This is a genomic window from Congregibacter brevis (assembly GCF_045689245.1).
In the GTDB taxonomy this organism is placed as follows: domain Bacteria; phylum Pseudomonadota; class Gammaproteobacteria; order Pseudomonadales; family Halieaceae; genus Congregibacter; species Congregibacter brevis.
Map to the genome: position 1 here is coordinate 2768235 of NZ_CP136865.1, position 23323 is coordinate 2791557.

At 54.0% G+C, this 23323-nt stretch carries 22 protein-coding genes; 4 read left to right on the forward strand and 18 right to left on the reverse strand.

Translation table 11 applies throughout. The features are described from left to right. Positions 1-12: 12 nt before the first annotated feature. A complete protein-coding gene (locus R0137_RS12280; RefSeq protein ID WP_407326698.1) occupies positions 13-267 on the reverse strand; it encodes a YheU family protein in 255 nt (84 codons plus the stop codon). A 1-nt stretch (position 268) separates the two neighbouring features. Next, positions 269-1084: a class I SAM-dependent methyltransferase gene (locus R0137_RS12285; protein WP_407326699.1), complete on the reverse strand. Its 816-nt coding sequence runs from the start codon at positions 1082-1084 to the stop codon at positions 269-271. 73 nt (positions 1085-1157) lie between these two features. Between R0137_RS12285 and R0137_RS12290 the strand changes: the two genes are divergently transcribed. Then, positions 1158-1676 (forward strand): glycine cleavage system protein R, encoded by a 519-nt coding sequence (locus tag R0137_RS12290; protein WP_407326700.1) that lies wholly within the window; start codon positions 1158-1160, stop codon positions 1674-1676. Here R0137_RS12290 and R0137_RS12295 read toward each other — a convergent pair. From R0137_RS12295 to prmB, 3 genes are all read right to left on the reverse strand, one after another. Next, positions 1673-1888, reverse strand: a complete 216-nt coding sequence (locus tag R0137_RS12295; protein ID WP_407326701.1) for a hypothetical protein — start codon at positions 1886-1888, stop codon at positions 1673-1675. The genes R0137_RS12290 and R0137_RS12295 overlap by 4 nt on opposite strands. Further along, positions 1885-2991: a chorismate synthase gene (aroC, locus tag R0137_RS12300; protein ID WP_407326702.1), complete on the reverse strand. Its 1107-nt coding sequence runs from the start codon at positions 2989-2991 to the stop codon at positions 1885-1887. Before aroC ends, R0137_RS12295 begins: the two co-directional genes overlap by 4 nt. 95 nt (positions 2992-3086) lie before the next feature. Continuing rightward, complete coding sequence (prmB, locus tag R0137_RS12305; RefSeq protein WP_407326703.1) at positions 3087-4046, reverse strand: 50S ribosomal protein L3 N(5)-glutamine methyltransferase; 960 nt, start codon at positions 4044-4046, stop codon at positions 3087-3089. 34 nt (positions 4047-4080) lie between these two features. Here prmB and folE point away from each other — a divergent pair, with 34 nt between their 5' ends. Then, entirely contained in the window at positions 4081-4626 is a 546-nt protein-coding gene (folE, locus tag R0137_RS12310; RefSeq protein ID WP_405270969.1) for a GTP cyclohydrolase I FolE, read from the forward strand. A gap of 58 nt (positions 4627-4684) precedes the next feature. On the opposite strand, the gene R0137_RS12315 is transcribed toward folE, so the two are convergent. The 11 genes from R0137_RS12315 to sdhC form a co-directional block, all read right to left on the reverse strand. Then, positions 4685-5239 carry a DUF4892 domain-containing protein gene (locus tag R0137_RS12315; protein ID WP_407330018.1) on the reverse strand — a complete coding sequence of 185 codons (555 nt, stop codon included), beginning with the start codon at positions 5237-5239 and terminating at the stop codon, positions 4685-4687. 57 nt (positions 5240-5296) lie between these two features. Continuing rightward, positions 5297-7219: a molecular chaperone HtpG gene (htpG, locus tag R0137_RS12320; protein ID WP_407326704.1), complete on the reverse strand. Its 1923-nt coding sequence runs from the start codon at positions 7217-7219 to the stop codon at positions 5297-5299. 140 nt (positions 7220-7359) lie between these two features. Beyond that, positions 7360-8232, reverse strand: coding sequence for a succinate--CoA ligase subunit alpha (gene sucD / locus R0137_RS12325; RefSeq protein WP_405270966.1), 873 nt, complete (start codon positions 8230-8232; stop codon positions 7360-7362). Then, positions 8232-9401, reverse strand: coding sequence for an ADP-forming succinate--CoA ligase subunit beta (gene sucC / locus R0137_RS12330; RefSeq protein WP_407326705.1), 1170 nt, complete (start codon positions 9399-9401; stop codon positions 8232-8234). The genes sucD and sucC overlap by 1 nt, the downstream gene beginning before the upstream one ends. 98 nt (positions 9402-9499) lie before the next feature. After that, positions 9500-10936, reverse strand: a complete 1437-nt coding sequence (gene lpdA / locus R0137_RS12335) for a dihydrolipoyl dehydrogenase (protein ID WP_407326706.1) — start codon at positions 10934-10936, stop codon at positions 9500-9502. Between the two features lie 42 nt (positions 10937-10978). Then, complete coding sequence (gene odhB, locus R0137_RS12340) at positions 10979-12205, reverse strand: 2-oxoglutarate dehydrogenase complex dihydrolipoyllysine-residue succinyltransferase (protein WP_407326707.1); 1227 nt, start codon at positions 12203-12205, stop codon at positions 10979-10981. A 23-nt stretch (positions 12206-12228) separates the two neighbouring features. Next, entirely contained in the window at positions 12229-15084 is a 2856-nt protein-coding gene (locus R0137_RS12345) for a 2-oxoglutarate dehydrogenase E1 component (protein ID WP_407326708.1), read from the reverse strand. Between the two features lie 206 nt (positions 15085-15290). Further along, positions 15291-15998 carry a succinate dehydrogenase iron-sulfur subunit gene (locus tag R0137_RS12350; RefSeq protein WP_405270957.1) on the reverse strand — a complete coding sequence of 236 codons (708 nt, stop codon included), beginning with the start codon at positions 15996-15998 and terminating at the stop codon, positions 15291-15293. Between the two features lie 35 nt (positions 15999-16033). Beyond that, entirely contained in the window at positions 16034-17797 is a 1764-nt protein-coding gene (sdhA, locus tag R0137_RS12355) for a succinate dehydrogenase flavoprotein subunit (RefSeq protein ID WP_405270956.1), read from the reverse strand. 38 nt (positions 17798-17835) lie between these two features. Then, positions 17836-18195 carry a succinate dehydrogenase, hydrophobic membrane anchor protein gene (gene sdhD / locus R0137_RS12360; RefSeq protein WP_407326709.1) on the reverse strand — a complete coding sequence of 120 codons (360 nt, stop codon included), beginning with the start codon at positions 18193-18195 and terminating at the stop codon, positions 17836-17838. After that, the gene (gene sdhC / locus R0137_RS12365) at positions 18189-18563 is read right to left on the reverse strand and encodes a succinate dehydrogenase, cytochrome b556 subunit (protein ID WP_407326710.1); all 375 of its coding nucleotides are present in this window, start codon (positions 18561-18563) and stop codon (positions 18189-18191) included. Before sdhC ends, sdhD begins: the two co-directional genes overlap by 7 nt. Positions 18564-18856: 293 nt before the next feature. On the opposite strand from sdhC, the gene gltA reads away from it, so the two are divergent. Further along, positions 18857-20149, forward strand: coding sequence for a citrate synthase (gltA, locus tag R0137_RS12370; RefSeq protein ID WP_407326711.1), 1293 nt, complete (start codon positions 18857-18859; stop codon positions 20147-20149). Positions 20150-20312: 163 nt separating this feature from the next. Next, the gene (locus tag R0137_RS12375) at positions 20313-21458 is read left to right on the forward strand and encodes a beta-ketoacyl-ACP synthase III (protein WP_407326712.1); all 1146 of its coding nucleotides are present in this window, start codon (positions 20313-20315) and stop codon (positions 21456-21458) included. Positions 21459-21515: 57 nt separating this feature from the next. On the opposite strand, the gene hisC is transcribed toward R0137_RS12375, so the two are convergent. Together hisC and phoU are read right to left on the reverse strand one after the other, a co-directional pair. Continuing rightward, a complete protein-coding gene (hisC, locus tag R0137_RS12380; RefSeq protein WP_407326713.1) occupies positions 21516-22589 on the reverse strand; it encodes a histidinol-phosphate transaminase in 1074 nt (357 codons plus the stop codon). After that, on the reverse strand, positions 22586-23320 hold the full coding sequence (gene phoU, locus R0137_RS12385; protein ID WP_407326714.1) for a phosphate signaling complex protein PhoU: 735 nt from the start codon (positions 23318-23320) through the stop codon (positions 22586-22588). Before phoU ends, hisC begins: the two co-directional genes overlap by 4 nt. Positions 23321-23323: the final 3 nt, after the last annotated feature.

Consider the following 23323-nt stretch of genomic DNA (forward strand, 5'->3'; position numbering starts at 1 on the left):
CCCTCCCCTTCGCTAGGAGGCGTCGACGTCACTTAACAATCTCTCAGCGTCATCTGCAGGCAGGATATCCCACTGCTCGGAATCTACGTCAAACAAGAGCTGTATTTTGCCGCTGTGCATCTGCTTCAGTAGGCGGGCAACGCGAACATCCATGCTAGTTTCTTCGGCGCCGTAGTCAGTACCGTCCCTACTGGCGTATTCCTCAAGGAGCGCATGAAGTTGCTCCTCGGGGACACGCTCAACAGGAACCTGAACAAAAGCCGCCAAATCAGCTCGCGGGCTTAACGAACTTCAAAGTCATGCGATCACTTTCGCCAACCGCCATACGCGCCTCTTTGTTTTCGTCAGCCGTACGCAGTGATGGAGGCAGCTCCCATACGCCATCTTCGTAGTCACCGCTGTCTTTAGGATTAGCGTTCACCTCAGAGCGAGCATCCAATACAAAACCTACACTTCGCGCCGCGGCAATTATGTAGTCCTCACTCACGTAACCCGTAGCCTTCATGCGCTCCGGATCACGCCCGTCTTTGGCACGATGCTGTACAACGCCAAAAACGCCGCCTTCTTTGAGCGCGTCGTAAGCAACAAGCAGTGTATTCGCCAGAGTATCGCCGCGCATCCAGCTGTGCACGTTTCTAAACGCGAGCACCATGTCCGCAGTCCCCGCAGGGGCGATAACTACCGAATCTGCAGGCCCAAGTGTCGTCACAGTGACATTGCCGTAGGTATCGTTGTCTTCACCCAGCTTCTTCAAGTACGAACCCAAAGATCGTCGAGAATACGCGCCACCATTGGGACTGTTGTGTGCAGCGTAATAGCTACCCTTTTCTTTCAGAAGCGGAGCCAAAACCTCGGTATACCAACCACCACCTGGCGATAGCTCCACGACCGTCATACCCTCTTGAATTCCAAAGAACTCAAGAGTTTCCCGCGGGTGCCGAAATCCATCCCGAGCAGCATTTTTCTCACTGCGCTGCTTTCCATTCAGGGCGGTGTCCCAATCAAGTGCCGCCAACGCCGGTGTTGCGATAAGCAGCGCTGGAGCGAGAACTAAACTAGAGATGAGAGCCGTAAGCTTTTGCACAGATAAACTCCTTTGGTAAATGAAATCACGAGGTAATATACGCGCTGAATCGACCAAAGTGGAGCACCACCCAGTGACGACCCGCGTTTTGATCAGTTTTTTTTGCGACGACCGCCCTGGCGTCATCGAACAGCTGAGTGCTTTGATCTCAGATCACGAAGGCAACTGGCTGGACTCACAGCTGAGTCGCCTTGGGGGGCGGTTTGCCGGCGTCCTGCAAGCACAGATACCTCAGGCGCAGCACGAGCCTCTAAATAGTGCACTTAACGACTTAAGTGGCGTCGGTATCACAGCCAGTCTCACGGATGCTGGCGACGCTTCAGAAGCCTCTCTGGGGACGCAACGCCTAACACTTATGGGCCCCGATCGTCCGGGAATCGTACGAGAGTTAACTCGTGCACTACGCAGTGCAGGCTTTAACGTTCGCTCGATGAAAACAGCCGTTGAAACCGCGCCCATGAGTGGTGAGCCGCTCTTTCGTGCAGAAGCGAGCATAGAACTCCATGAGGGTAGCCGCCTGGACGAGCTTGAATGGAAACTTGATGCCATGGCAGAAACGATGACTCTGGAAATCGATCTGATCCCGGACTAACGTCGCCGGCGAAGTAATCCCAGCAAAACGGCTACGAGCGCAGCGACCCCAATAAGCAACAACATCGCCAACAGCAGCACGAGCAACTGCGCGACGAGGCTGTTCACGCCTAAACCAAGCTGCGTCGAGGCGGCCCATAACAAAACTCCCAGCGCCGCTACACCCAAAAAGGTGGTCCTCGCTAAGGAACGCCGCCAAAACGGAAACTTCACGATTTCTGTGGAAACTCTGCAGGCAATACAGGCGTAGGCGAAGTTACATCGCCGTTTTGCGCCCGGTTGCGCAGAAAGTGATCCATTAAAACCAGCGCCAGCATCGCCTCAACAATAGGTGTCGCACGAATACCAACACAAGGATCATGACGCCCCGTGGTGACCACCTCGATGGGCTCTCCTGCATGATTGATGCTAGCGCCGGGCTGTCGAATACTCGAGGTAGGCTTTAGAGCCATGCTTACGGTGATGTCCTGACCACTGCTGATACCACCAAGAACGCCCCCCGCGTTATTGCTCAAAAAGCCCTCGGGGGTCATTAGATCGCGATGCTCGCTGCCACGCTGTTCGACGCTGTCGAAACCCGCACCGATCTCTACGGCTTTCACCGCATTGATACTCATCATGGCGGACGCAATGTCAGCATCCAAGCGATCAAATATCGGCTCCCCCAGTCCCGGGGGCACGCCTTCCGCAACTACGTTGATTCGAGCGCCGATTGAATCCCCGCTCTTATTCAGCGCCGCCATATAGGTTTCCATTTCAGGAATCTTGGCCGGGTCAGGGCAGAAGAATGGATTTGTTTCGACAACGCTCCAGTCGAGCACTTCAGCCGCAATCGGTCCAAGCTGCTGAAGATATCCGCGAATACGGATCCCCTGCCCTGCAAGGAACTTCTTGGCGATTGCACCAGCGGCTACCCGCATCGCAGTCTCGCGCGCCGAAGAGCGACCGCCACCGCGATAGTCCCGAAAACCAAACTTGTGCATATAACTGTAGTCGGCGTGGGCTGGACGAATACGATCCGCAATGTCCGCGTAATCGCGACTGCGCTGATCCTGATTCTCGATCAGTAGCCCTATAGGCGTTCCCGTGGTGACGCCTTCGAAGACCCCCGACAAAATGCGCACTTCGTCGGACTCTCGTCGCTGCGTGGTAAAGCGAGAGGTGCCGGGTTTACGTCGATCAAGATCCGGCTGCATGTCAGCGCTGTCAAGGGGAAGCCCCGGCGGACAACCGTCTACGATCGCGCCCAGAGCAGGGCCATGGCTTTCGCCAAAGGTCGTCACGGTAAACAGCGTGCCGAAGGTGTTGCCTGCCATAATACTTCCGAGAATTTTGCAAAAACGCGATTATACGCGTTGTTTGGCGCTCTGCAGAGCACCAACAACTACCGATATGAGTGCAGAAGTCGGCTCTATCTGGCCAGAGCTTGAACTATCTCTGGCAGCTCTTCTGCCCGAGCCAAAAGCACCCCATGGCCGCCTTCACTGAACTCGATCCAAGTTAAGGATAGTCCGGAGAGCTCCGCGTCTAGGGCCTCCCAGGAGTTACCTACCTCGAGAAACAAAAGTCCCCCTGGTGTCAGATACTCACCTGCGTCCTGAAGAATCCTTCGGGCCATATCGAGGCCATCGTCGCCAGATCCAAGGCCTTGTGGCGGTTCCGCCAGGAATTCTGCGGGCATTGACGCTAGATCCGCCGAATCCACGTAGGGTGGGTTCGTCAAAATGATATCGAAGCGTTGCCCTGCAAGCTCGTCCATAAGGTCTGATTTCACAGCAGTGACTCGGCCAGTTAGTTCGTGAATATCAATATTCTCTCTCGCTAAGGACAGCGCGTCGGCATCAATGTCTGCGATAACAACTTTCAGATCTTCCTGATAGGCGGCCGCAGCGATACCGATGCAACCGCCTCCGCAGCACAGGTCCAGCAAAGATGTCGGCGCTTCGCCTGTCCACCAGGGCGAGTATCCATTGCGGATAACTTCCGCAATGGGTGATCGGGGAACCAAGGCACGCTCGTCGCACTTAAACTCCAGACCGGCAAACCACGCCCGGCCAGTTAAATAAGGTAGTGGACGACGATGAATGATACGAGCATGCAACCAATCAAGGACCCTTTCCCACTCATCGTCCGCTACGGACAAAGCGAGTACTTCATCACCCGATTCCAGAGGCTGCCCCACCGCGCTTAACAGTAAGAACACGGCTTCATCCCAAGCGCTGTCGCTGCCGTGACCAAAAAAGATCTCGGCTTTTTGTAGGGCCAAATACGTTTGATCGAGAGCATCACCTAGCGTCACCGGCGCCCGCTCACTCAAACCATAGTCACCAAAAAACGTCGCGTTGCTGCGTCCTGAGGAGGTTGCTACCATCTTTGTTCTCCTTCAAATCTGAGTAACGCAAGACATGGAATCCCATTGGGCGGGCATTATCGCAGGCATCGGTGAGGATCTGGATCGCCCGGGTCTAAAAGACACACCAAAGCGCGCCGCGAAAGCTTTTGAATTTTTGACCAGAGGCTATCATCAAAACGTTAAAGACGTTGTTAATGACGCGCTATTCCCCTCCGACAGCAACGAAATGGTCGTCGTTCAGAATATCGAGATGTATTCCATGTGCGAGCATCACATGCTGCCATTTATCGGTAAGTGCCATGTGGCATACATACCCACCGGCAAAGTGATTGGCCTTTCCAAGATAGCTAGGCTTGTAGACATGTACGCACGGCGTCTACAAATTCAGGAATCACTGACATCGCAGATCGCCGAAACCATCCTGGATGTCACCGACGCAGAGGGCGTAGGTGTCATCGTGGAAGCACAGCATATGTGCATGATGATGCGCGGTGTTGAGAAGCAAAACTCCCAGATGAAAACGTCTGCAATGCTGGGAAGCTTTCGTGAAGACCAAAAAACTCGAGACGAGTTTCTGTCGCTTTTACAGCTCCCGTAATAGATGCCTGCTTCGATAGAATAGGGAGACAGCTTGGGCTTGAAGTGGCGACTTGAGCCTAAGGAGACAGCTTAATCGTCTCTACGTGCAGATACTGCCGATCGCTACTGCGTGCAGAACCATAGACCAGCATTCGATAACTGTCCCCACTCTGTTCAAGGGTATAAACGCGATAGCGCTGTGAAACTTCCGTGCCATAGAGCAGGCGTTGCTGAAAAATCCTGTTAGCCCACTGAACGCTGCTTCCACAAGCGCGAGCCTCGCAGCTAAAAGTTTGGGTCACGCCTTCTTGGCTCGCGACACGCTCATCCAGCTCCTGCACCATCTCAGAAGAGGTGTAACCGTCCAGCACACGCCAGGTATAACTAGCGCGATCACCGGTAACGCGATCACTTCGCCTCGGCGACCAGACACCCCGTATCTTCTCGATCGCGCCTAAGGGTACGAGATAGTCCCGGACCCTCTCGCCCGACTGGGCATCGATTTCTTCAAGATGAGGATAATCACTCAGACCCGCAAAATAGTCTGTGAAGGGATCATTGTCGGCGGATAGCAGCTGAGCGCTGAAACCACAGAGAGCGGTGAGGACGACTGTTGTTTGAAGAAAACGCATAGTCAAACTATAACGCCAATTGCCCCACAAAACGCAGAGCAACTGGCAATGCGCAGATTATCCGTTGCTCAACTGCAAAAGCAGCTTATTCAAACGCTCGACATAAGCCGCTGGATCGTCCAGTTGACCACCCTCTGCAAGGTTCGCCTGATCAAAGATAATCTTGGCCAAATCTGCAAAGCGATCTTCATCGGTTTCAGCATCCAGTCGATTAATCAGCGGATGTGTTGGATTGATCTCAAGAATCGGCTTTGATTCAGGAACAGCTTGCCCCGCTGCCTCCATGATGCGCCGCATCTGTGCGCCCATATCCTGCTCACCTACCACCAAACAGGCCGGTGAGTTAGTGAGACGTGTGGTTACGCGAACCTCCTCCACGGCGTCTGCAATCACTGTCTTCAAGCGCTCGACCAGGCCTTCGCTGTCTTTCTCCGCTTCCTCTCGTGCCTTTTTCTCTTCATCGTTCTCATCTTCGAGGTCAAGGCGACCGCGAGCCACGTCTTGCAGCTGCTTGCCGTCAAACTCCTGAAGGTGATTCATCAGCCAGTCATCGACACGATCTGACAGTAAAAGAACCTCGATGCCGCGCTTTCGAAATACCTCAAGCTGAGGGCTGCGCTTTGCGGTGTTGAAGTTCTCGGCGACCACATAAAAGATCTTGTCCTGGCCGTCCTGCATACGCTCAACGTAGTCTTTGAGCGACTGATCCTGCACTTCGTTATCCGTGTGAGTACTACTAAAACGCAACAGCTCGGCAATCTTGTCTTTGTTGCCCATGTCTTCCGCTGGGCCTTCTTTCAGAACCTGTCCAAACTCCTTCCAGAAAGTCGCGTACTTCTCTGCGTCATTCTTGGCCATCTTGGACAGCATATCCAGCACGCGCTTACTCAGCGCGCTACGCAGGGCATCAACGGTCTTGTCTTGCTGGAGAATCTCGCGAGAAACGTTCAGAGATAGATCGTTGGAGTCGAGTACGCCTTTTACGAAGCGCAGATACATAGGCAAGAACTGCTCTGCATCATCCATAATGAAAGTGCGCTGTACGTAGAGCTTAACGCCAAGATTCGCATCACGATTCCACATATCAAAGGGTGCGCGGGCCGGGATGTATAGCAAACTGGTGTACTCCAGCTTGCCCTCTACCCGGTTGTGGCTCCAACTCAAGGGATCTTCAAAGTCGTGAGAGACGTGCTTGTAGAACTCGCCGTACTCTTCATCCGTAACTTCACTACGGCTTCGCGTCCAAAGCGCCGTGGCTTCGTTGACCGACTTGTATTCTGGCTCCGCGGGCTCCGCGTTCTCTTCTTCGGCGGTTTCTGCAGCGGGCGGCGGAGTCTCTTTCATCAAGACCGGCACCGAGATGTGGTCTGAGTACTTCTTGATTACGCTTCGTACCCGCCAATCATCCGCAAAATCTTTACTGTCTTCGCGCAAGAACAGAGTGATGCTTGTTCCGCGCTCGGCCTTATCTTGGGCCTCGATGGTGAACTCTGCTTCGCCCCGAGACTCCCAAAGCACACCTTCACTGGCGGGAACACCGGCTTTACGAGTATGCACCGCAACGCGGTCAGCAACGATAAAAGACGAGTAAAACCCAACGCCAAACTGTCCGATTAACTGAGAGTCCTTCTGCTGGTCTCCAGACAACTGTTCAAGAAAAGCCGCGGTGCCGGACTTGGCGATAGTCCCCAGGTTGTCGATAACTTCGTCGCGGCTCATGCCGATACCGTTATCGCTGATAGTCACAGTGCCCGCGTCTGTATCGACGTCAACTCGTACCGCGTATTCACCGTCGCCTTCCAGTAGCGCATCGTCAGATAAGGCAGCAAATCGAAGCTTGTCGACAGCGTCCGAAGCGTTAGAGATCAGCTCCCGAAGAAAAATCTCCTTGTTGGAGTACAGAGAGTGAATCATTAGCTGTAACAGCTGACGAGCTTCTGTCTGGAACCCTAGGGTTTCTTTATTCATATCTGCAGTCATGGTGTCCTCTGAGTACTTAGGGTGACGTAGGTATGGGCACTGATATGGGGGCCTAGGCGCTAAATTCAAGCCTAAAACTATCCAGAGGGCATAAAAAAACCCGCCTATAAAGACGGGTTCTTAGCGTACCAGTTGGAGCATTACCAACCGGTGATTTCAGCGAGTCCTGACCCAATGTCGGCTAGAGATCGCACAGTCTTCACGCCGGCGTCTTCCAGAGCGGCAAACTTCTCATCAGCGGTGCCTTTACCACCGGAGATGATGGCTCCAGCGTGGCCCATACGTTTGCCCTTAGGCGCAGTAACACCAGCAATGTAAGACACAACAGGCTTTGATACGTTCGCTTTGATGTAGGCCGCAGCCTCTTCTTCCGCAGTTCCGCCGATCTCACCGATCATAACGATCGCCTCAGTTGCAGGGTCTGCTTCAAACATCGCGAGGATATCAATGAAGTTAGAACCAGGAATCGGGTCACCACCGATTCCCACACAGGTTGACTGACCAAAGCCTGCATCGGAGGTCTGTTTTACAGCCTCATAAGTGAGTGTGCCCGAACGGGACACGATGCCGACTTTGCCCGGAAGGTGAATGTGCCCAGGCATGATGCCGATTTTGCATTCGCCGGGAGTGATGACGCCCGGACAGTTTGGTCCAACGAGCCGAACACCCAGTTCATCGCACTTCACTTTCGCTTCAAGCATATCCAGCGTGGGAATACCTTCCGTGATGCATACCACGAGCTTGATACCGCCGTTAGCTGCTTCAAGAATGGAGTCCTTGCAGAATGGTGCAGGCACATAGATTACCGAAGCTTCTGCGCCAGTCGCCTCGACGGCTTCGGCAACGGTGTTAAACACTGGAAGACCCAGGTGCTCCTGGCCGCCTTTACCCGGAGTGACTCCACCGACCATCTTCGTGCCGTATTCAATTGCTTGCTCTGAATGAAAAGTACCCTGCGAGCCGGTAAAGCCCTGGCAGATTACCTTGGTGTCCTTATTAATCAGGATACTCATTAGGAATTGCCTCCTGCTGCTTTGACTGCCTGCTGTGCCGCGTCCGTAAGACTGGTCGCCGCAATGATGTTCAAACCACTGTCTGCCAAGACTTTACGTCCCAACTCAGCGTTGTTTCCCTCGAGACGCACGACAACGGGAACTTCTACCCCGATCTCTTCGACTGCGCCGATAACGCCCTCAGCGATGAGATCGCAGCGAACGATACCGCCAAATATGTTGATCAAAACGGCTTTCACCTTGTCATCCGAGAGGATGATTTTGAACGCCTCAGAAACTCGCTCTTTTGTAGCGCCGCCCCCAACGTCGAGGAAGTTGGCCGGATCACCGCCGTGCAACTTAACGATGTCCATGGTGCCCATAGCAAGACCCGCTCCATTGACCATGCAACCGATGTTGCCGTCCAGAGCGACGTAGTTAAGCTCCCACTGTGCTGCATGGGACTCACGCTCGTCTTCCTGTGAGGGATCATGCATTTCGCGAAGATCACCCTGGCGATAAAGCGCATTGCCATCAACACCAATCTTGGCGTCCAGGCAATGAAGGTTGCCCTCTGTGGTGATTACCAGCGGGTTAATCTCAATAAGGGCGAGATCTTTCTCTTGAAACATCTTCGCAAGGCCCAAAAAGATCTTCACAAACTGCTTAATCTGCTCGCCTTTCAATCCCAGGTTGAAAGCCAGTTCGCGTCCCTGATAAGGCTGTGCACCGGTTAATGGATCGATTACCGCGCGCAGTATTTTCTCGGGCGTCTCTTCAGCGACTTTTTCAATTTCTACGCCGCCCTCAGTCGAAGCCATAAACACGATACGCCGTGAAGCGCGATCAACTACAGCACCCAGATACAGCTCGTCCGCGATATCCGTGCAAGACTCAACGAGTATCTTCGACACGGGCTGGCCGTTGGCGTCCGTTTGATAAGTGACAAGGTTTTTGCCCAACCAGTGGCTGGTGAAATCAGCAATTTCATCCTTCGTCTTGACGAGTTTTACGCCTCCCGCCTTACCACGGCCACCCGCATGTACCTGTGCCTTAACGACCCACATATCGCCGCCGATAAGATCTGCCGCCTCAACTGCGGCCTGAGGAGAGTCAACTGCGTGACCCGTGGAAACCGGCAAGCCATATTCGGCAAAGAGCCGCTTACCTTGGTATTCATGAAGATTCATGTGAAGTCCCGTTAGTGTTCAAGGAAACGATTGCGCACGAGACCCCTTGTCCAGTGCGATTTTACTGATGCCCCGACACAAGCCGGGACATCAAATTCTTAGCGGCGTTTTCGATTCGCTACGTGGATCGCATGTCCATCGACGGCCAACGCAGCCTCGTGAACAGCCTCAGATAAAGTCGGATGACCGAACACCATCAACGCCAAATCCTCTGTGCTCGAACCAAACTCCATGGCGATCAACACTTGCTGAGCAAGGTCTGCGGCTGACGGGCCCACAATGTGGCAACCCAAAATGCGGTCCGTCTCGGCATGAGAGATGATTTTCACCAAACCCTCTGAATCATTCGCAGCCAACGCCCTTCCCGACGCGGCAAAGGGAAAAGTTCCCGCTTTGTAGGGTACGCCGTCTGACTTCAGCTCTTGCTCTGTACGGCCTACCGCAGCGATCTCTGGATGCGTATAGATGATCGACGGAATGCAGTCGTAGTTAACCTGTGCGGGCTTACCAGCGATCCGCTCCGCAACCATCACGCCTTCTTCAGAGCCTTTGTGCGCAAGCATAGGGCCCCGAACGACGTCACCTACCGCAAATACATTGGGTGCTTCCGTAGCACACTGATCATTGACGAAGATGAAGCCCCGCTCATCCATGGTTACGCCAGAGTCGTCTGCCAGCAAATCAACAGTTCTAGGTCGACGCCCAACGGACACGATCAACTTGTCAAAAATCTCCGTGTGCTCTCCCTCGGGAGAATCGTAGCGGACGTGGACTTTGCCGTCTTTGACCGTAGCGTCGGTAACGCGACTGCTCAGACGAATATCCAGAGACTGCTTCTTGAAGATCTTCGCCGCCTCTTTAGCAATCTGGGTATCCATCATGGCGAGGAATTCGTCTAAAGCTTCGAGAAGAATCACTTCGGAACCGAGGCGGCTCCAAACACTTCCCAGCTCAAGGCCGATAACCCCAGCGCCAATCACACCCAAGCGACCGGGAACTTCGGTAAATTCCAGCGCGCCGGTGGAATCGACGATAAATTCATCGTCTACCGGTGCGGGTGGAATCTTCACCGGCTCAGAACCGGCTGCAATGATCACATTGCCAGCTTCAACCGTTGAGACCGTGCCATCAGCGGCGGTCACTTCGACGTTCGCGCCCGCCAAGACTTTGCCGCGTCCTTGAATCACAGACACGCCATTGTGCTTAAACAGCCCCGTCACACCACTGGTCAACTGCTTAACGATCTTGTCCTTTCTACCCAGCATTGCCGGAACATCGATACTCGGGTTTTCCACACCAATGCCGTGTACCGAGAAGGTATCCTTCGCATCATGGAACTTCTGGCTGGAATCAAGAAGAGCCTTTGAAGGAATACAACCCACATTTAGACATGTTCCGCCGAGCGTTGCCGCGCCATTCTCATCGGTCCACTCTTCTACGACTGCGGTGCTTAAGCCTAACTGCGCAGCTCGAATCGCCGCCACGTAACCGGCAGGCCCCGAGCCAATAACTACTACATCAAAACTTTCTGCCATCGTGAAATCTCCGTCTGGCTGAATAAAGGTGTCGTTGGATAATCAGAGTTGCAGCAAAATTCGCGCGGGATCTTCGATGAGATCTTTCACCGCAACGAGATACTGCACGGCTGTCTTGCCGTCGATTAACCGGTGATCATAGGACAGTGCCAGGTACATCATTGGCAGCACGACAACTTCGCCGTCAACGACCATGGGGCGCTCCTGTATCTTGTGCATTCCCAGGATGCCTGTTTGGGGCGGATTGAGTATGGGTGTGCTTAGCAAGGAGCCAAAAACGCCACCATTGGTCACCGTAAACGTACCGCCGGTCATATCATCTATCGTCAGTTTGTTTGCCTTTGCTCGAGTACCCAGGTCGACAATCGCCGCCTCGACATCAGCAAGACTCATAAAGTCCGCATCACGAAGCACAGGCACCACGAGACCACCCTCGGTAGATACCGCAACGCCAATGTCTTGATACCCGTGATACACCACGTCATTGCCATCGATAGATGCATTGACTGCGGGATAACGTTTTAGGGCTTCACAGGCCGCCTTTACAAAAAAGCCCATAAAGCCAAGACGCGTGCCGTTGTGGGTCTTTTCAAACTGATCTTTGTACTTCTTGCGAAGCGCCATTACCGGAGCCATATTGACTTCGTTAAAGGTAGTCAGCATCGCAGTAGAAGTCGTCGCCTCTAACAGCCGCTCCGCAATACGCGCACGCATGCGAGTCATAGGCACACGCTTCTCGATACGTTCACTCGATGGGCCACTAGGCACATCAGCAACAGCGGCGCTGCTCGCAGCGGCGGGTGCAGCCGCAGGCTTATCCTTTAAGTAGGCCGTGACGTCTTCTTTAGTGATACGACCGCCTTTACCCGTACCGGTAATCAGGGATGGGTCGAGTTTGTGCTCTTCAACCATCTGACGAGCAGCCGGACCCATTTCGGAGCTACTATCAGTTGCCGAAGGCGCTGCATCCGCTGACGCAGCTTCCGGCGCACTATCTGCAGCGGGTGAGGCAGCGGGAGACGCAGCCACTGCACCTTCTTCCAGATCCGCGAGCAAGGCTTCACTTTCGATCGTCTCACCAACAGCCACATGAATTTTCTTAATCACTCCATCAGCAGGAGCAACCACCTCCATAACAACCTTGTCGGTCTCAATCTCGACAATAAGTTCGTCTCGCTGAACCGAGTCGCCCTCTTCTTTATGCCAAGCAGCGACCTCACCGTCGGCGACGGATTCAGGGAATGCGGGAGCTTTGATTTGGATAGCCATGAGTTTTCCTTGTAGAGAAGCTGTTAGCCGTTATCGCTATCGAGCGTGAGTGCCTGGTTAATAAAGGCCTCCTGCTGCTCGAGGTGAAGGGCCATGTAGCCCGCGGCAGGTGCCGCCGACGCTTCGCGCCCAGCGTAACCAAGATAGATATTGCTATTAAGCGACGCGAATACGCGACGTAAATGATGCTGACTGGAGTACCAGGCGCCCTGATTCATGGGTTCTTCCTGACACCACAGAGCATCACGCAAATTCGGGTACCCGCTGAGGACCTTCAACATTTCCGCTTCGGGGAATGGATACAACTGCTCCAGGCGAATGAGCGCAATATTGTCTATGCCACGCTCCCTTCGCGCAGCGCGCAGGTCGTAAAAAACTTTACCCGAGCACACAACGACTCGCTCTACTGCTGACTTATCGAGGTCATCAGTTTCATCGAGCACATTATAGAAACGACCGTTCGCCAAATCCTCCAAAGTGGATGTTGCCTCTTTGTGACGAAGGAGGCTCTTTGGCGACATGACCACCAGCGGCTTTCGCAGAGGACGAATGCCTTGACGACGCAGCATATGGAAGACCTGCGCCGGCGTAGTCGGCACGCAAACCTGAATATTGTGCTCTGCACAAAGCTGCATAAACCGTTCAAGACGTGCGGAACTGTGTTCTGGGCCCTGCCCCTCATAACCGTGAGGTAGGAGCATCGTCAGACCACACAGTCTGCTCCACTTATGCTCGCCACTGGTTATGAACTGGTCGATGACCACCTGGGCACCGTTCGCGAAGTCACCAAACTGCGCTTCCCAGATAACCATGCCGGTGGGCGACGTAGTCGCATAGCCGTATTCAAAGGCTAAAACGGCCTCTTCGGAAAGCAGCGAATCGTGAATAACAAAGCCAGCCTGATCTTCACTGACATGCTGCAGGGGTATGTAGTTCGCATCATCGCGTTGGTTATGCAGCACAGCGTGACGGTGAGAGAAAGTACCGCGGCCGACATCCTGCCCTGTCAGCCGAACCGGATATCCCGCTTCTAGTAAAGATGCGTAGGCCAGCGTTTCCGCAAAGCCCCAGTTGAGGGGCAAGGCACCAGCAGCCATCTTACGACGATCCTCCAGAATCTTCGCGACCTGACGCTGTAAAGGAAAATTATCGGGTGACTGATTAGTGTGCTGCGCCAGCGTTTGCAAATGATGCAAATCCATACCGGTGTCACAGTGCAGCGTCCACTCGTGGCCCAGGTACGGCGTCCAATCAACAAACAACTCACTGTTTGGCTGATGAACCAGGCTAGACACCAAGGGCTCGTTCCTATCGAGGGAGCTCCGATAGCCGTCAACCAACGCCTGATCTTCAGCTTCCGTAAGCACTCCGGCATCTATGAGGCGTCGAGCGTAAATATCCCGCGTCGTGGGATGCTTGCGAATCGCCTCATACATCTGGGGTTGAGTTACCGCTGGTTCGTCCGCTTCATTGTGACCGCGGCGGCGGTAGCAAACGAGATCAATAACCACATCACGCTTAAACTCGTTGCGATAATCAATCGCCATTTGCGTGACGAAAAGCACAGCTTCAGGATCGTCGGCATTGACGTGAAAAATCGGCGCCTGAACCATCTTAGCTACATCGGTGCAGTACTCAGTAGAACGAGCGTCCTCTCGCAGGCTGGTAGTGAACCCCACCTGATTATTTAGAACGATATGCACCGTACCGCCGGTCTTGTAGGCACGGGTCTGAGACATCTGAAACGTCTCCATGACTACACCCTGACCAGCAAAGGCTGCGTCACCGTGGAGAACGATAGGCCAAACGGATTGCCCCACAGGATCATTGCGACGATCCTGGCGCGCTCTGACGGAGCCTTCAACTACCGGCGAAACAATCTCAAGGTGCGACGGGTTGAACGCCAGAGCTAAGTGAACCTCGCCTCCGGAGGTCATCATGTTTGATGAAAACCCCTGGTGATACTTCACGTCACCAGAGCTTTCGTAAGTCGCACGCCCCTCGAATTCAGCAAACAACTCGGATGGGTTCTTGCCGAGAATATTCACCAGTACGTTCAGGCGACCACGGTGGGCCATGCCGATAACGATTTCTTTGGCGCCATACCCGCCTATGCGCTGCATCATCTCTGCGAGCATGGGAATGAGGCTCTCACCGCCCTCGAGACCAAAGCGTTTTGTGCCTGGGAACTTGGAGCCGAGAGATTTTTCCAAGCCATCAGCTTTAATCAATCGACGGAGAATCTGGCGCTGCACATCTGGCCCAAAATCGGGAGCAGATCGCACGGACTCCATGCGCGACATAATCCACTGACGCTGCTCTGTGTCCACAATGTGCATGAACTCAGCACCAACAGTGTGGCAGTAAGTGCGCTCCAGAGCATCAATGATGTCTTTGAGCGTGGAACCTGCTCCGCCCATCTTCAGGGTGCCCACCTGGAAACTTGTATCCAGGTCAGCAGCGGAGAGCTCGTGGAAATTGAGTTCCAGATCGGGAATGTGCTCGCGTACTGCCAGCCCCAGGGGGTCAAGCTGGGCCTTCTGGTGGCCCCTTTGGCGATAAGCAGAAATCAGTGCCAACACCTTGACCTGCTTGCGTTCGTGTTTAGTCGCTTGGCTGTCGTGGGCAACGGTCGCTTCTGTGCGTACGCGCATTTTGCTGATGCGGGCAAACCGCTCTCGTACCGCGCTATGCGGCACATCATCAATTAGGGAAGTCTTGGTCTCGACCCGTGGCAGTCGATCAAAGTAGTCCCGCCATTGCTCGGGCACGGCATTGGGATCAATGAGGTAACTTTCATAGAGGTCTTCGACGTAAGTGGCATTGCCACCCGCGATGTGCGAGCTGCGACGAAACAACTCCATAGAGTTTTCTTGCATTCTTCCCCCCAGAAGATCAACGCACGGACGTTAAGACTACGATCGTGCGTGCCGGGGCATATTGTTTCCACGGTCCCCCCGGCCCCGCGGGCGCTCTCCGTGTACGGACAGCGCGGTGGCGCAATTATGCCAGCAAAGCGAGAGGTCTAGAAGGTGTAAAGCCGAGAAATGGGTGGACTTTTCGCTAAAAATCCACCGCAGGGAGCCTAGGCAGCTTGTTTGAGTAACATACTGCGAATATGGCCAATAGCGCGTGTCGGATTAAGGCCCTTGGGGCACACGTTTACGCAGTTCTGAATACCGTGGCAACGGAAAACACTGAAGGGATCATCGAGCTTTGAAAGACGCTCCTCAGTTGCCGTATCTCGGCTGTCAGCGAGGAACCGATAGGACTGCAGCAAGCCCGCTGGGCCGATGAAGCGGTCGGGGTTCCACCAGAAAGAGGGACAGCTAGTCGAGCAGCACGCACAGAGAATGCATTCGTACAAGCCGTCGAGCTTGGCACGGTCTTCGGGTGACTGAAGTCTTTCAATGGCGGGCGCCGGGGTATCGTTCTGCAAATAAGGCTGCACTTTTTCGTACTGGGTGTAGAACATGCTCATGTCCACAACCAGATCGCGAATAACCGGTAGCCCGGGTAAGGGTCTAATCACCAGCTTGTTGTTCTTCACGGTCTCAGACAGCGGCGTAATGCATGCCAATCCGTTCTTACCGTTCATGTTCAGGCCATCTGACCCACAGACACCCTCCCGACAAGAGCGCCGGTAGGTCACAGAGGTGTCTTGCTGCGCCTTGATATCTTCAAGCACATCAAGAACCATTACATCTTTGCCGCCGGTATCGACTTCAAAAGTCTGCATGGACGGCTCGGCGTCCTGCTCCGGGTTGTAGCGATATACACTGACCTGCAACATGCAAAAAACTCCGTTTCGTTCGTTCCCCTAAGGGATCAATAACTGCGAGCCATCGGCTCCATCACGTCCATAATCTTGGGCGCGAAGTTCACATCGCGCTTGCCCACACTCTTGTCCTTGGGGAAGTACAAGGAGTGGCACAACCAGTTCTCATCATCACGCTCCTGATAGTCATCACGGGCATGGGCTCCGCGGCTTTCAGTCCGTGCTTCAGCGGGTACGGCCGTAGCCTCCGCCACTTCAAAGAGGTTCTGCAACTCAAGGGCTTCGATACGTGCGGTGTTGAACGCCTGAGTTTTGTCGGCAACACCGACGCTTTCAATTCTTGGACGCAGCTCTTCAAGAAGCTTAATGCCGTCGCGCATGAAGTCGCCTTTACGGAACACGCCGAAATGATTCTGCATGACCCCCTGAAGCTCTTTACGCAGCCCAGCCACGCTCTCTCCAACGGGAGCCTCATCGAGCTTGGTCAAACGCTGATTTGCTTCTTCAATATCTGTGGGCAATGCGTCACGAGCTTCGATACCAGAGCGCAGAGATTCTTCAATAAACAGGCCTGCTGCTCGGCCAAAGACCACCAGATCAAGCAGCGAGTTACCGCCGAGACGGTTAGCACCGTGGACAGATACGCAGGCAGCCTCACCACAGGCGTAAAGCCCGGGAATCACGTGATCCTGACCCTGGGCGTCAATGGTCAGGGCCTGACCGTTCACATTGGTGGGTATTCCACCCATCATGTAATGGCAAGTCGGCACCACGGGAATAGGTTCTTTTACTGGATCCGCATGGGCGAAAGTTCGCGACAACTCGAGAATACCGGGCAAACGGCTCTCCAGAACTTCTTCGCCAAGATGATCGAGCTTGAGGAACACGTGATCCGCGTCGGGTCCACAGCCGCGGCCCTCGAGAATCTCAAGAACCATCGAACGGGCAACAACATCGCGTCCGGCCAGGTCTTTAGCGTTCGGAGCGTAGCGTTCCATGAAACGCTCGCCATCTTTATTCACTAGATAGCCACCTTCCCCACGACAACCCTCCGTGACCAGCGTGCCCGCACCGTAGATACCTGTGGGGTGAAACTGCCACATCTCCATGTCCTGCATGGGGAAGCCGGCTCGCAGAGCCATGCCGATACCATCGCCAGTGTTGATGTGGGCGTTGGTGGTAGATGCGTAGATGCGCCCTGCTCCACCCGTGGCGAATACCGTCGCCTTGGATTTCACATACACGACTTCGCCGGTCTCAATACAGATAGCGATCACGCCGACGACAACCCCGTCCTGATTTTTCACCAGATCGGTAGCGAACCACTCATTAAAAAATACGGTCTTGTTCTTTACGTTGTTCTGATAGAGCGTGTGTAAGAGCGCGTGGCCAGTACGATCAGCCGCCGCACAAGTTCGTGCAGCCTGACCGCCCTTACCAAAATCTTTTGACTGTCCACCGAAAGGTCGCTGGTAAATACGTCCGTCCTCGGTTCGAGAAAACGGCAAGCCCATGTGCTCAAGCTCGTAGATGGCTTCGGGGCCCACTGATGTCATGTACTCAATGGCATCCTGGTCACCGATGTAATCAGAGCCTTTGACGGTGTCGTACATGTGCCACCGCCAATCGTCCTGCGGATCGGAGCTGGCTATCGCGCAAGTGATGCCGCCTTGGGCAGACACTGTGTGCGAACGTGTAGGAAACACCTTGCTGATTACCGCAGTCTTATAGCCAGACTGGGCTAGTTGCAACGCAGCGCGCATACCCGCACCGCCGCCGCCGACAATCACACCATCAAAAGAAATTGTGCGCATTCGTTCTTATGCTCCTATTACAGGAATCTTAACCAAACTCAGGCCCAGACTATCTGGATGCCCCAAATCACAAAAATAACCAGCGACAGCGATGTAAGAAGCTGAAGGCCAATTCTTAGCACGTTGCCCCGGGAGCCCATGAGACGCTCTGTGAGGTAATCCGTGAACACACCCCACATCCCAATCCAGGCATGTGCTGCTAGCGACAGAATCGCCAGCATGGTGAAAATTTTCATCCAAGTCTGAGCAAACAACTCGGTCCACTCAAGGTAAGCCACGCCCGTAGCGAACTTGACGCCTACGAACACGAAAAACGCCAGAAGGATAACGGCTGTTACGCGCTGCACCAACCAATCGGACAAACCTGATCGTGAAAGACTCGTGACCGCAGTTACCATAATGCTACCCCTACCAAAACCGCGCTAACGGCGGTACATACAAACACCAAACGAGCGCCCAGCACACCGCCATGCATCGTTTCTCCAATGCCGAAATCCATGATCAGGTGTTTAACGCCTGCAAAGCTGTGATAAAGCAAAGCCGTAGCAATACCCCAGAGCACGAACTTCACCAACGGGCTCCCAAATAGCTCACCCAGACTCGCAAAGCCCTCAGGGCCAGAAAGGCTGAGGTCAAGCGCCCAAAGGAGAAGAAAAGAAGCCACGACCATAATCACGCCGGAAACCCGGTGCAAAATCGATGCGTAAGCAGTGATAGGAAGTCGGATAGTACCGATATCGAGGTTAACCGGACGATTGTCTTTCACAGACGGACAGCTCCTGACTCTGGAATGGCCCTAAAGTACCACTTGGCCGCGCTGAAAGCGCCGTGACCCCGTGAATACTCGCTTCGTACCAGAGCCCGAAAGAGTGTTCATTCAGCCCCGATACCCTAGAAAACGGCGCGAGTATAGAGATTCACCAAGTCCATTACAATTGACTCTGATCAAAGCACTGGATGTTATTGGGCAAGCCATAGCGCAAGAACGTCCTCTGTGAATTGACAAACGTTTGCCACTGTCTATAGTTGGCGGCCCACTGAAAACACGCGGGTTTTCCCATGAGTCAAAAGAAAGCAACCCTTACCATCGATGGCATTGAGGGCTCCGTAGATCTGCCTGTTTATTCAGGATCTATAGGGCCGGATGTCGTAGACGTAGGGGGCCTCACGAGCAAAGGGATGTTCACCTATGATCCCGGCTTTGTATCTACCGCGGCCTGTGAATCCGAAATAACCTATATCGACGGTGGTAAGGGGATCCTCCTCCATCGTGGCTACCCCATTGATCAGCTAGCGGCAGAGTCTGATTATTTAGAAACCTGCTACCTGCTGCTTTACGGCGAGCTTCCAAGTGCCGAGCAGAAAGAAAAGTTTGTAAGCACTGTCCATAACCACACCATGGTTCATGAGCAGATCAGGACGTTTTTTAACGGCTTTCGCCGCGACGCCCACCCGATGGCCATCATGTGCGGGGTAGTTGGCGCACTATCTGCCTTCTACCATGACTCCCTGGACATCTCGGACGAGCACCACCGACAGGTAGCGGCGTTCAGACTTATCGCGAAAATGCCCACCCTGGCAGCAATGAGCTACAAATTTTCCATCGGCCAGCCCTTCATGTACCCGGATAACAGTCTGGGCTACGCAGAGAACTTCCTGCACATGATGTTCGGTACACCCTGCGCTCCAAGCAATGTGTCGCCCGTCCTGGCGAAAGCTATGGATCGAGTATTCCTTTTGCATGCAGACCACGAACAGAACGCTTCGACCTCTACCGTTCGATTGGCCGGCTCTTCAGGAGCGAATCCTTTCGCCTGTATTGCAGCAGGTATCGCAGCGCTGTGGGGACCGTCTCACGGTGGCGCGAACGAAGCCGTGTTGAACATGCTGGAAGAAATCGGCGATGTTTCACGCATCGATGAGTACGTCGCTCGCGCCAAAGACAAAGAAGACCCCTTCCGTCTCATGGGCTTTGGCCATCGTGTGTACAAGAACTTTGACCCGCGCGCAAAGGTGATGAAGCAAGCCGCCGACGAAGTGTTAGCAGAGCTGGGCATTGAGAATGACCCACTTCTCGCTATTGCCAAGCGTCTGGAAGAAATCGCCCTGGAAGACGAGTACTTCATTGAGAAGAAGCTCTACCCCAACGTGGACTTCTATTCCGGCATCATCCTCAAAGCCATCGGCATCCCAACAAGTATGTTCACCGTGATCTTTGCGGTAGGAAGAACCGTCGGCTGGATTGCGCACTGGAACGAAATGATTTCTGGTAGCTACCGCATCGGCAGACCCCGTCAGCTCTATACGGGCCACGCACAGCGTGACTTCGTGGGTATCGACGACCGCAGCTAGCTCGACTTCGGTTCAGCTCTCCCTGCGCGAAGGACAGCGAGTCCCGCGCAGGGTGCTTAAGCTGCTCTAAAACGATAGAATTACGACTTGTTGCTAGGGAGCGTCTTGGTCGCTTCGCAACGCCCGAATGCTAAACACGATCACTTAATAAGCAGAGGCACCTATGCCCGAAACGTCGGCATCTACAGACTCAAAAGAGGTCTACCTGACCGGCACCGGTCTATACACGCCTCCAAGCTCCATCAGTAACGAAGAGCTTGTTGAGAGCTTCAACCAGTTTGTCGACCTTTATAACGCCGAGAACGCAGAAGCTATTGCTGAGGGCGACATGCCAGCGCTCTCCCATTCTTCTGCTGAATTCATCGAAAAGGCCTCAGGTATTCGGTCCCGTTATGTCATCAACAAAGACGGCATACTCGATCCCCATCGCATGACGCCCAACATCAAAGATCGCGCCAACGATGAGCCATCCGTAATGTGCGAAATGGCGATCACCGCGTCTAAGCAGGCGTTGGAAGCTGCTGGACTACAGGCCTCCGATTTGGATGCAGTAATTTGTGCGGCTTCTAATATGCAGCGCGCCTACCCTGCCATGGCTGTTGAGATTCAATCTGCTCTGGGCTGCAGCGGCTACGCTTTTGATATGAACGTGGCTTGCTCTTCAGCAACATTTGGACTGCAACAAGCCCGGGATGCCATACGAAGCGGTAGCGCCCGGCACGTGCTGGTTGTCAATCCGGAGATCTGCACCGGGCACCTGAATTTTAGAGATCGCGACTCGCACTTCATTTTTGGCGATGTTTGCACAGCGATGATCATCAGCGACGAACCCAGCAGCTCGGGGGATAACTTTAAGGTACTGGATAGTCGGCTGCAGACCATGTTCTCCAACAATATCCGCAACAATTTTGGCTTTCTCAATCGCGGCGACGACGAGGGCGTAGGAAAAGCCGACAAGCTATTCGTTCAAGAAGGGCGCAAGGTCTTCAAGGAAGTTTGCCCGGCGGTAGCAACTCAGATTAATGAGCAGTTGGCCAGCCTGAATATCGAGCCAACAGACCTGAAGCGTTTGTGGCTACATCAGGCCAACTTGAACATGAACGTACTGATCGCAAAACGGGTGCTTGGTCGAGATGCCAATACTGAAGAGGCTCCGGTGATACTCGACGAGTATGCAAATACAAGCTCAGCGGGATCCGTCATCGCTTTCCACAAACACCATGGTGATTTTGAAGTCGGCGAGCGCGGAGTGCTCTGTTCCTTTGGCGCAGGCTACAGCATAGGCAGCGTAATCCTCGAGCGCTGCTGAGTCCTGCCTTCTGCGTCGCTAGGCCGGGCTGGCTTCGACTAGCTATTCTGGCCTCAATTACTCAAGCGCTTTCTGCAATATCCCCTGCACCACCTCCCGAAGCCGCAGACACTGCTCGGCGGTGCCTACGCTAACCCTGAGGTAGTCTTCGATACGCGGCTTGTCCCAACGACGTACGATAACGCCCTCCGCTCGCAGCGCATCAAAAATGGCCTTGCCGGACACCGTTTCGTGTCTAATGAAGAGGAAGTTCGCAGCAGAAGGAAGCACTTCGAATCCCATCGTTTTCAACGATTGGGATAAATCGTCCCTTGTAGCCACAACGCGAGCACAACACTGCTCAAAGTACTCCCGATCGCGGTATGCCTCCGCTGCGGCGCGTTGGGCAGCGACCCCTATGGGGTAGGAGTTAAAGCTGTCTTTGATTCGCACGAGCCCCTCAATAAGCTCGGGATTACCAAACGCCAGGCCTATGCGCAGTCCAGCCAAGGCCCGGGACTTTGACAAAGTCTGCACGACAAGCAGGTTGTCATATTCAGGCAACAATGCGATAGCGGACTCTCCGCCGAAGTCTATGTAAGCCTCGTCTACCACTACCAGTCGGTTGGGAGCCGCTTCCAGAAACTCACGAATCGTCGACAGCTCAGTAATCAGTCCCGTGGGCGCATTAGGATTCGGAAAGATAACCGCTGCCGCCGCCGGATCGTAGTCTTCCGCCGCGATACTGAAGTCGCTGCGCAGGGGTACCTGTCGGTACTGCACGCTATGGAGTTGGCACCACACGGGGTAAAAACTGTAGCTGATATCCGGAAAAAGAAGCTCCCGCTGTTGTTTCAGGAGTCCTTGAAACACATGGGATAACACTTCATCTGATCCGTTACCGGCAAATATGCAGTCCGGGGCGATACCATGAAACTCGGCTACTGCCTCACGCAAGGCCACGGAACCAGGGTCGGGGTAGCGCAACAAGTCATCACCGCTGAGACCTCTCAGGGCTTCCATCACCCGCTCAGACGGCGGATAAGGGCTCTCGTTGGTGTTGAGCTTGAGTAAGTTATTAAGCTGCGGCTGCTCTCCCGGCGTGTAGGGCTCCAGCTGCACTGTCAGGTCGTTCCAAAAACGCCGACTCATGACCTCTCCTCTGCTCCATTCGATTCAAGGAGAGCCTGCAGCTCTCCCGACCTCATGTGCCTAACGTCTCGACCGAGCACCAGATATATCACCTGTTCAGCGATATTCGTTGCGTGGGCGCCTACGCGCTCCAGCCCACGAAGCGCCCACATTTCGTGAACAACACCGTCAATACTTTGCGAATCGTCCTTCATCAGATTCACCAGACTCTGCATTGCTGCCTCACGCTGTTCATCAATAGTCCCTTCATCAAGGACTACGTCAATCGCTTTAGTGATATCAAGACGAGCAAAGCTATCCAAAGACTGTCGAAGCATGGCGCCAACATGGTTGCTGATGAACCGGTACTCCGGGGTAGTGCCCGACGACGGAGGCAACTCTGAGAGCTTTGTTGCCTGACGGGCAATGCGAGTAGCTTCATCACCAATACGTTCAAGATCGGTCGTAGACTTCGCTACCGCAAGCACTAGACGGAGATCACTGGCAGCGGGTTGTCGCCGCGCCAAAATTCTTGAGCACTCCTCGTCAATCTGCAGCTCCATATCATTGATCTGTTGATCGGCCTGCACAACCAACTCCGCTTGACCGCTATCGCGAGCAAGAAGCGCCACCATTGCACGGCTCAGCTGCTGCTCGACAAGGCCGCCCATTTCCAGAAGGTGATTCTTCATGGCATCCAGTTCCGCATTGAATTGGCCAGAAATATGCTGCCTGTGCTGATCGCCCTGCACTTG

What these genes read in the sequence shown, in the direction of transcription:
- aroC (WP_407326702.1), bottom strand. Translation starts at nt 2,991, where the DNA reads ATGGCAGGCAACACCTTCGGCACGCTGTTTACCGTGACGACCTTTGGC.
- prmB (WP_407326703.1), bottom strand. Translation starts at nt 4,046, where the DNA reads ATGGTAGCAACCTCCTCAGGACGCAGCAACGCGACGTTTTTTGGTGAC.
- folE (WP_405270969.1), top strand. Translation starts at nt 4,081, where the DNA reads ATGGAATCCCATTGGGCGGGCATTATCGCAGGCATCGGTGAGGATCTG.
- R0137_RS12315 (WP_407330018.1), bottom strand. Translation starts at nt 5,239, where the DNA reads ATGCGTTTTCTTCAAACAACAGTCGTCCTCACCGCTCTCTGTGGTTTC.
- htpG (WP_407326704.1), bottom strand. Translation starts at nt 7,219, where the DNA reads ATGACTGCAGATATGAATAAAGAAACCCTAGGGTTCCAGACAGAAGCT.
- sucD (WP_405270966.1), bottom strand. Translation starts at nt 8,232, where the DNA reads ATGAGTATCCTGATTAATAAGGACACCAAGGTAATCTGCCAGGGCTTT.
- sucC (WP_407326705.1), bottom strand. Translation starts at nt 9,401, where the DNA reads ATGAATCTTCATGAATACCAAGGTAAGCGGCTCTTTGCCGAATATGGC.
- lpdA (WP_407326706.1), bottom strand. Translation starts at nt 10,936, where the DNA reads ATGGCAGAAAGTTTTGATGTAGTAGTTATTGGCTCGGGGCCTGCCGGT.
- odhB (WP_407326707.1), bottom strand. Translation starts at nt 12,205, where the DNA reads ATGGCTATCCAAATCAAAGCTCCCGCATTCCCTGAATCCGTCGCCGAC.
- R0137_RS12345 (WP_407326708.1), bottom strand. Translation starts at nt 15,084, where the DNA reads ATGCAAGAAAACTCTATGGAGTTGTTTCGTCGCAGCTCGCACATCGCG.
- R0137_RS12350 (WP_405270957.1), bottom strand. Translation starts at nt 15,998, where the DNA reads ATGTTGCAGGTCAGTGTATATCGCTACAACCCGGAGCAGGACGCCGAG.
- sdhA (WP_405270956.1), bottom strand. Translation starts at nt 17,797, where the DNA reads ATGCGCACAATTTCTTTTGATGGTGTGATTGTCGGCGGCGGCGGTGCG.
- sdhD (WP_407326709.1), bottom strand. Translation starts at nt 18,195, where the DNA reads ATGGTAACTGCGGTCACGAGTCTTTCACGATCAGGTTTGTCCGATTGG.
- gltA (WP_407326711.1), top strand. Translation starts at nt 18,857, where the DNA reads ATGAGTCAAAAGAAAGCAACCCTTACCATCGATGGCATTGAGGGCTCC.
- R0137_RS12375 (WP_407326712.1), top strand. Translation starts at nt 20,313, where the DNA reads ATGCCCGAAACGTCGGCATCTACAGACTCAAAAGAGGTCTACCTGACC.
- hisC (WP_407326713.1), bottom strand. Translation starts at nt 22,589, where the DNA reads ATGAGTCGGCGTTTTTGGAACGACCTGACAGTGCAGCTGGAGCCCTAC.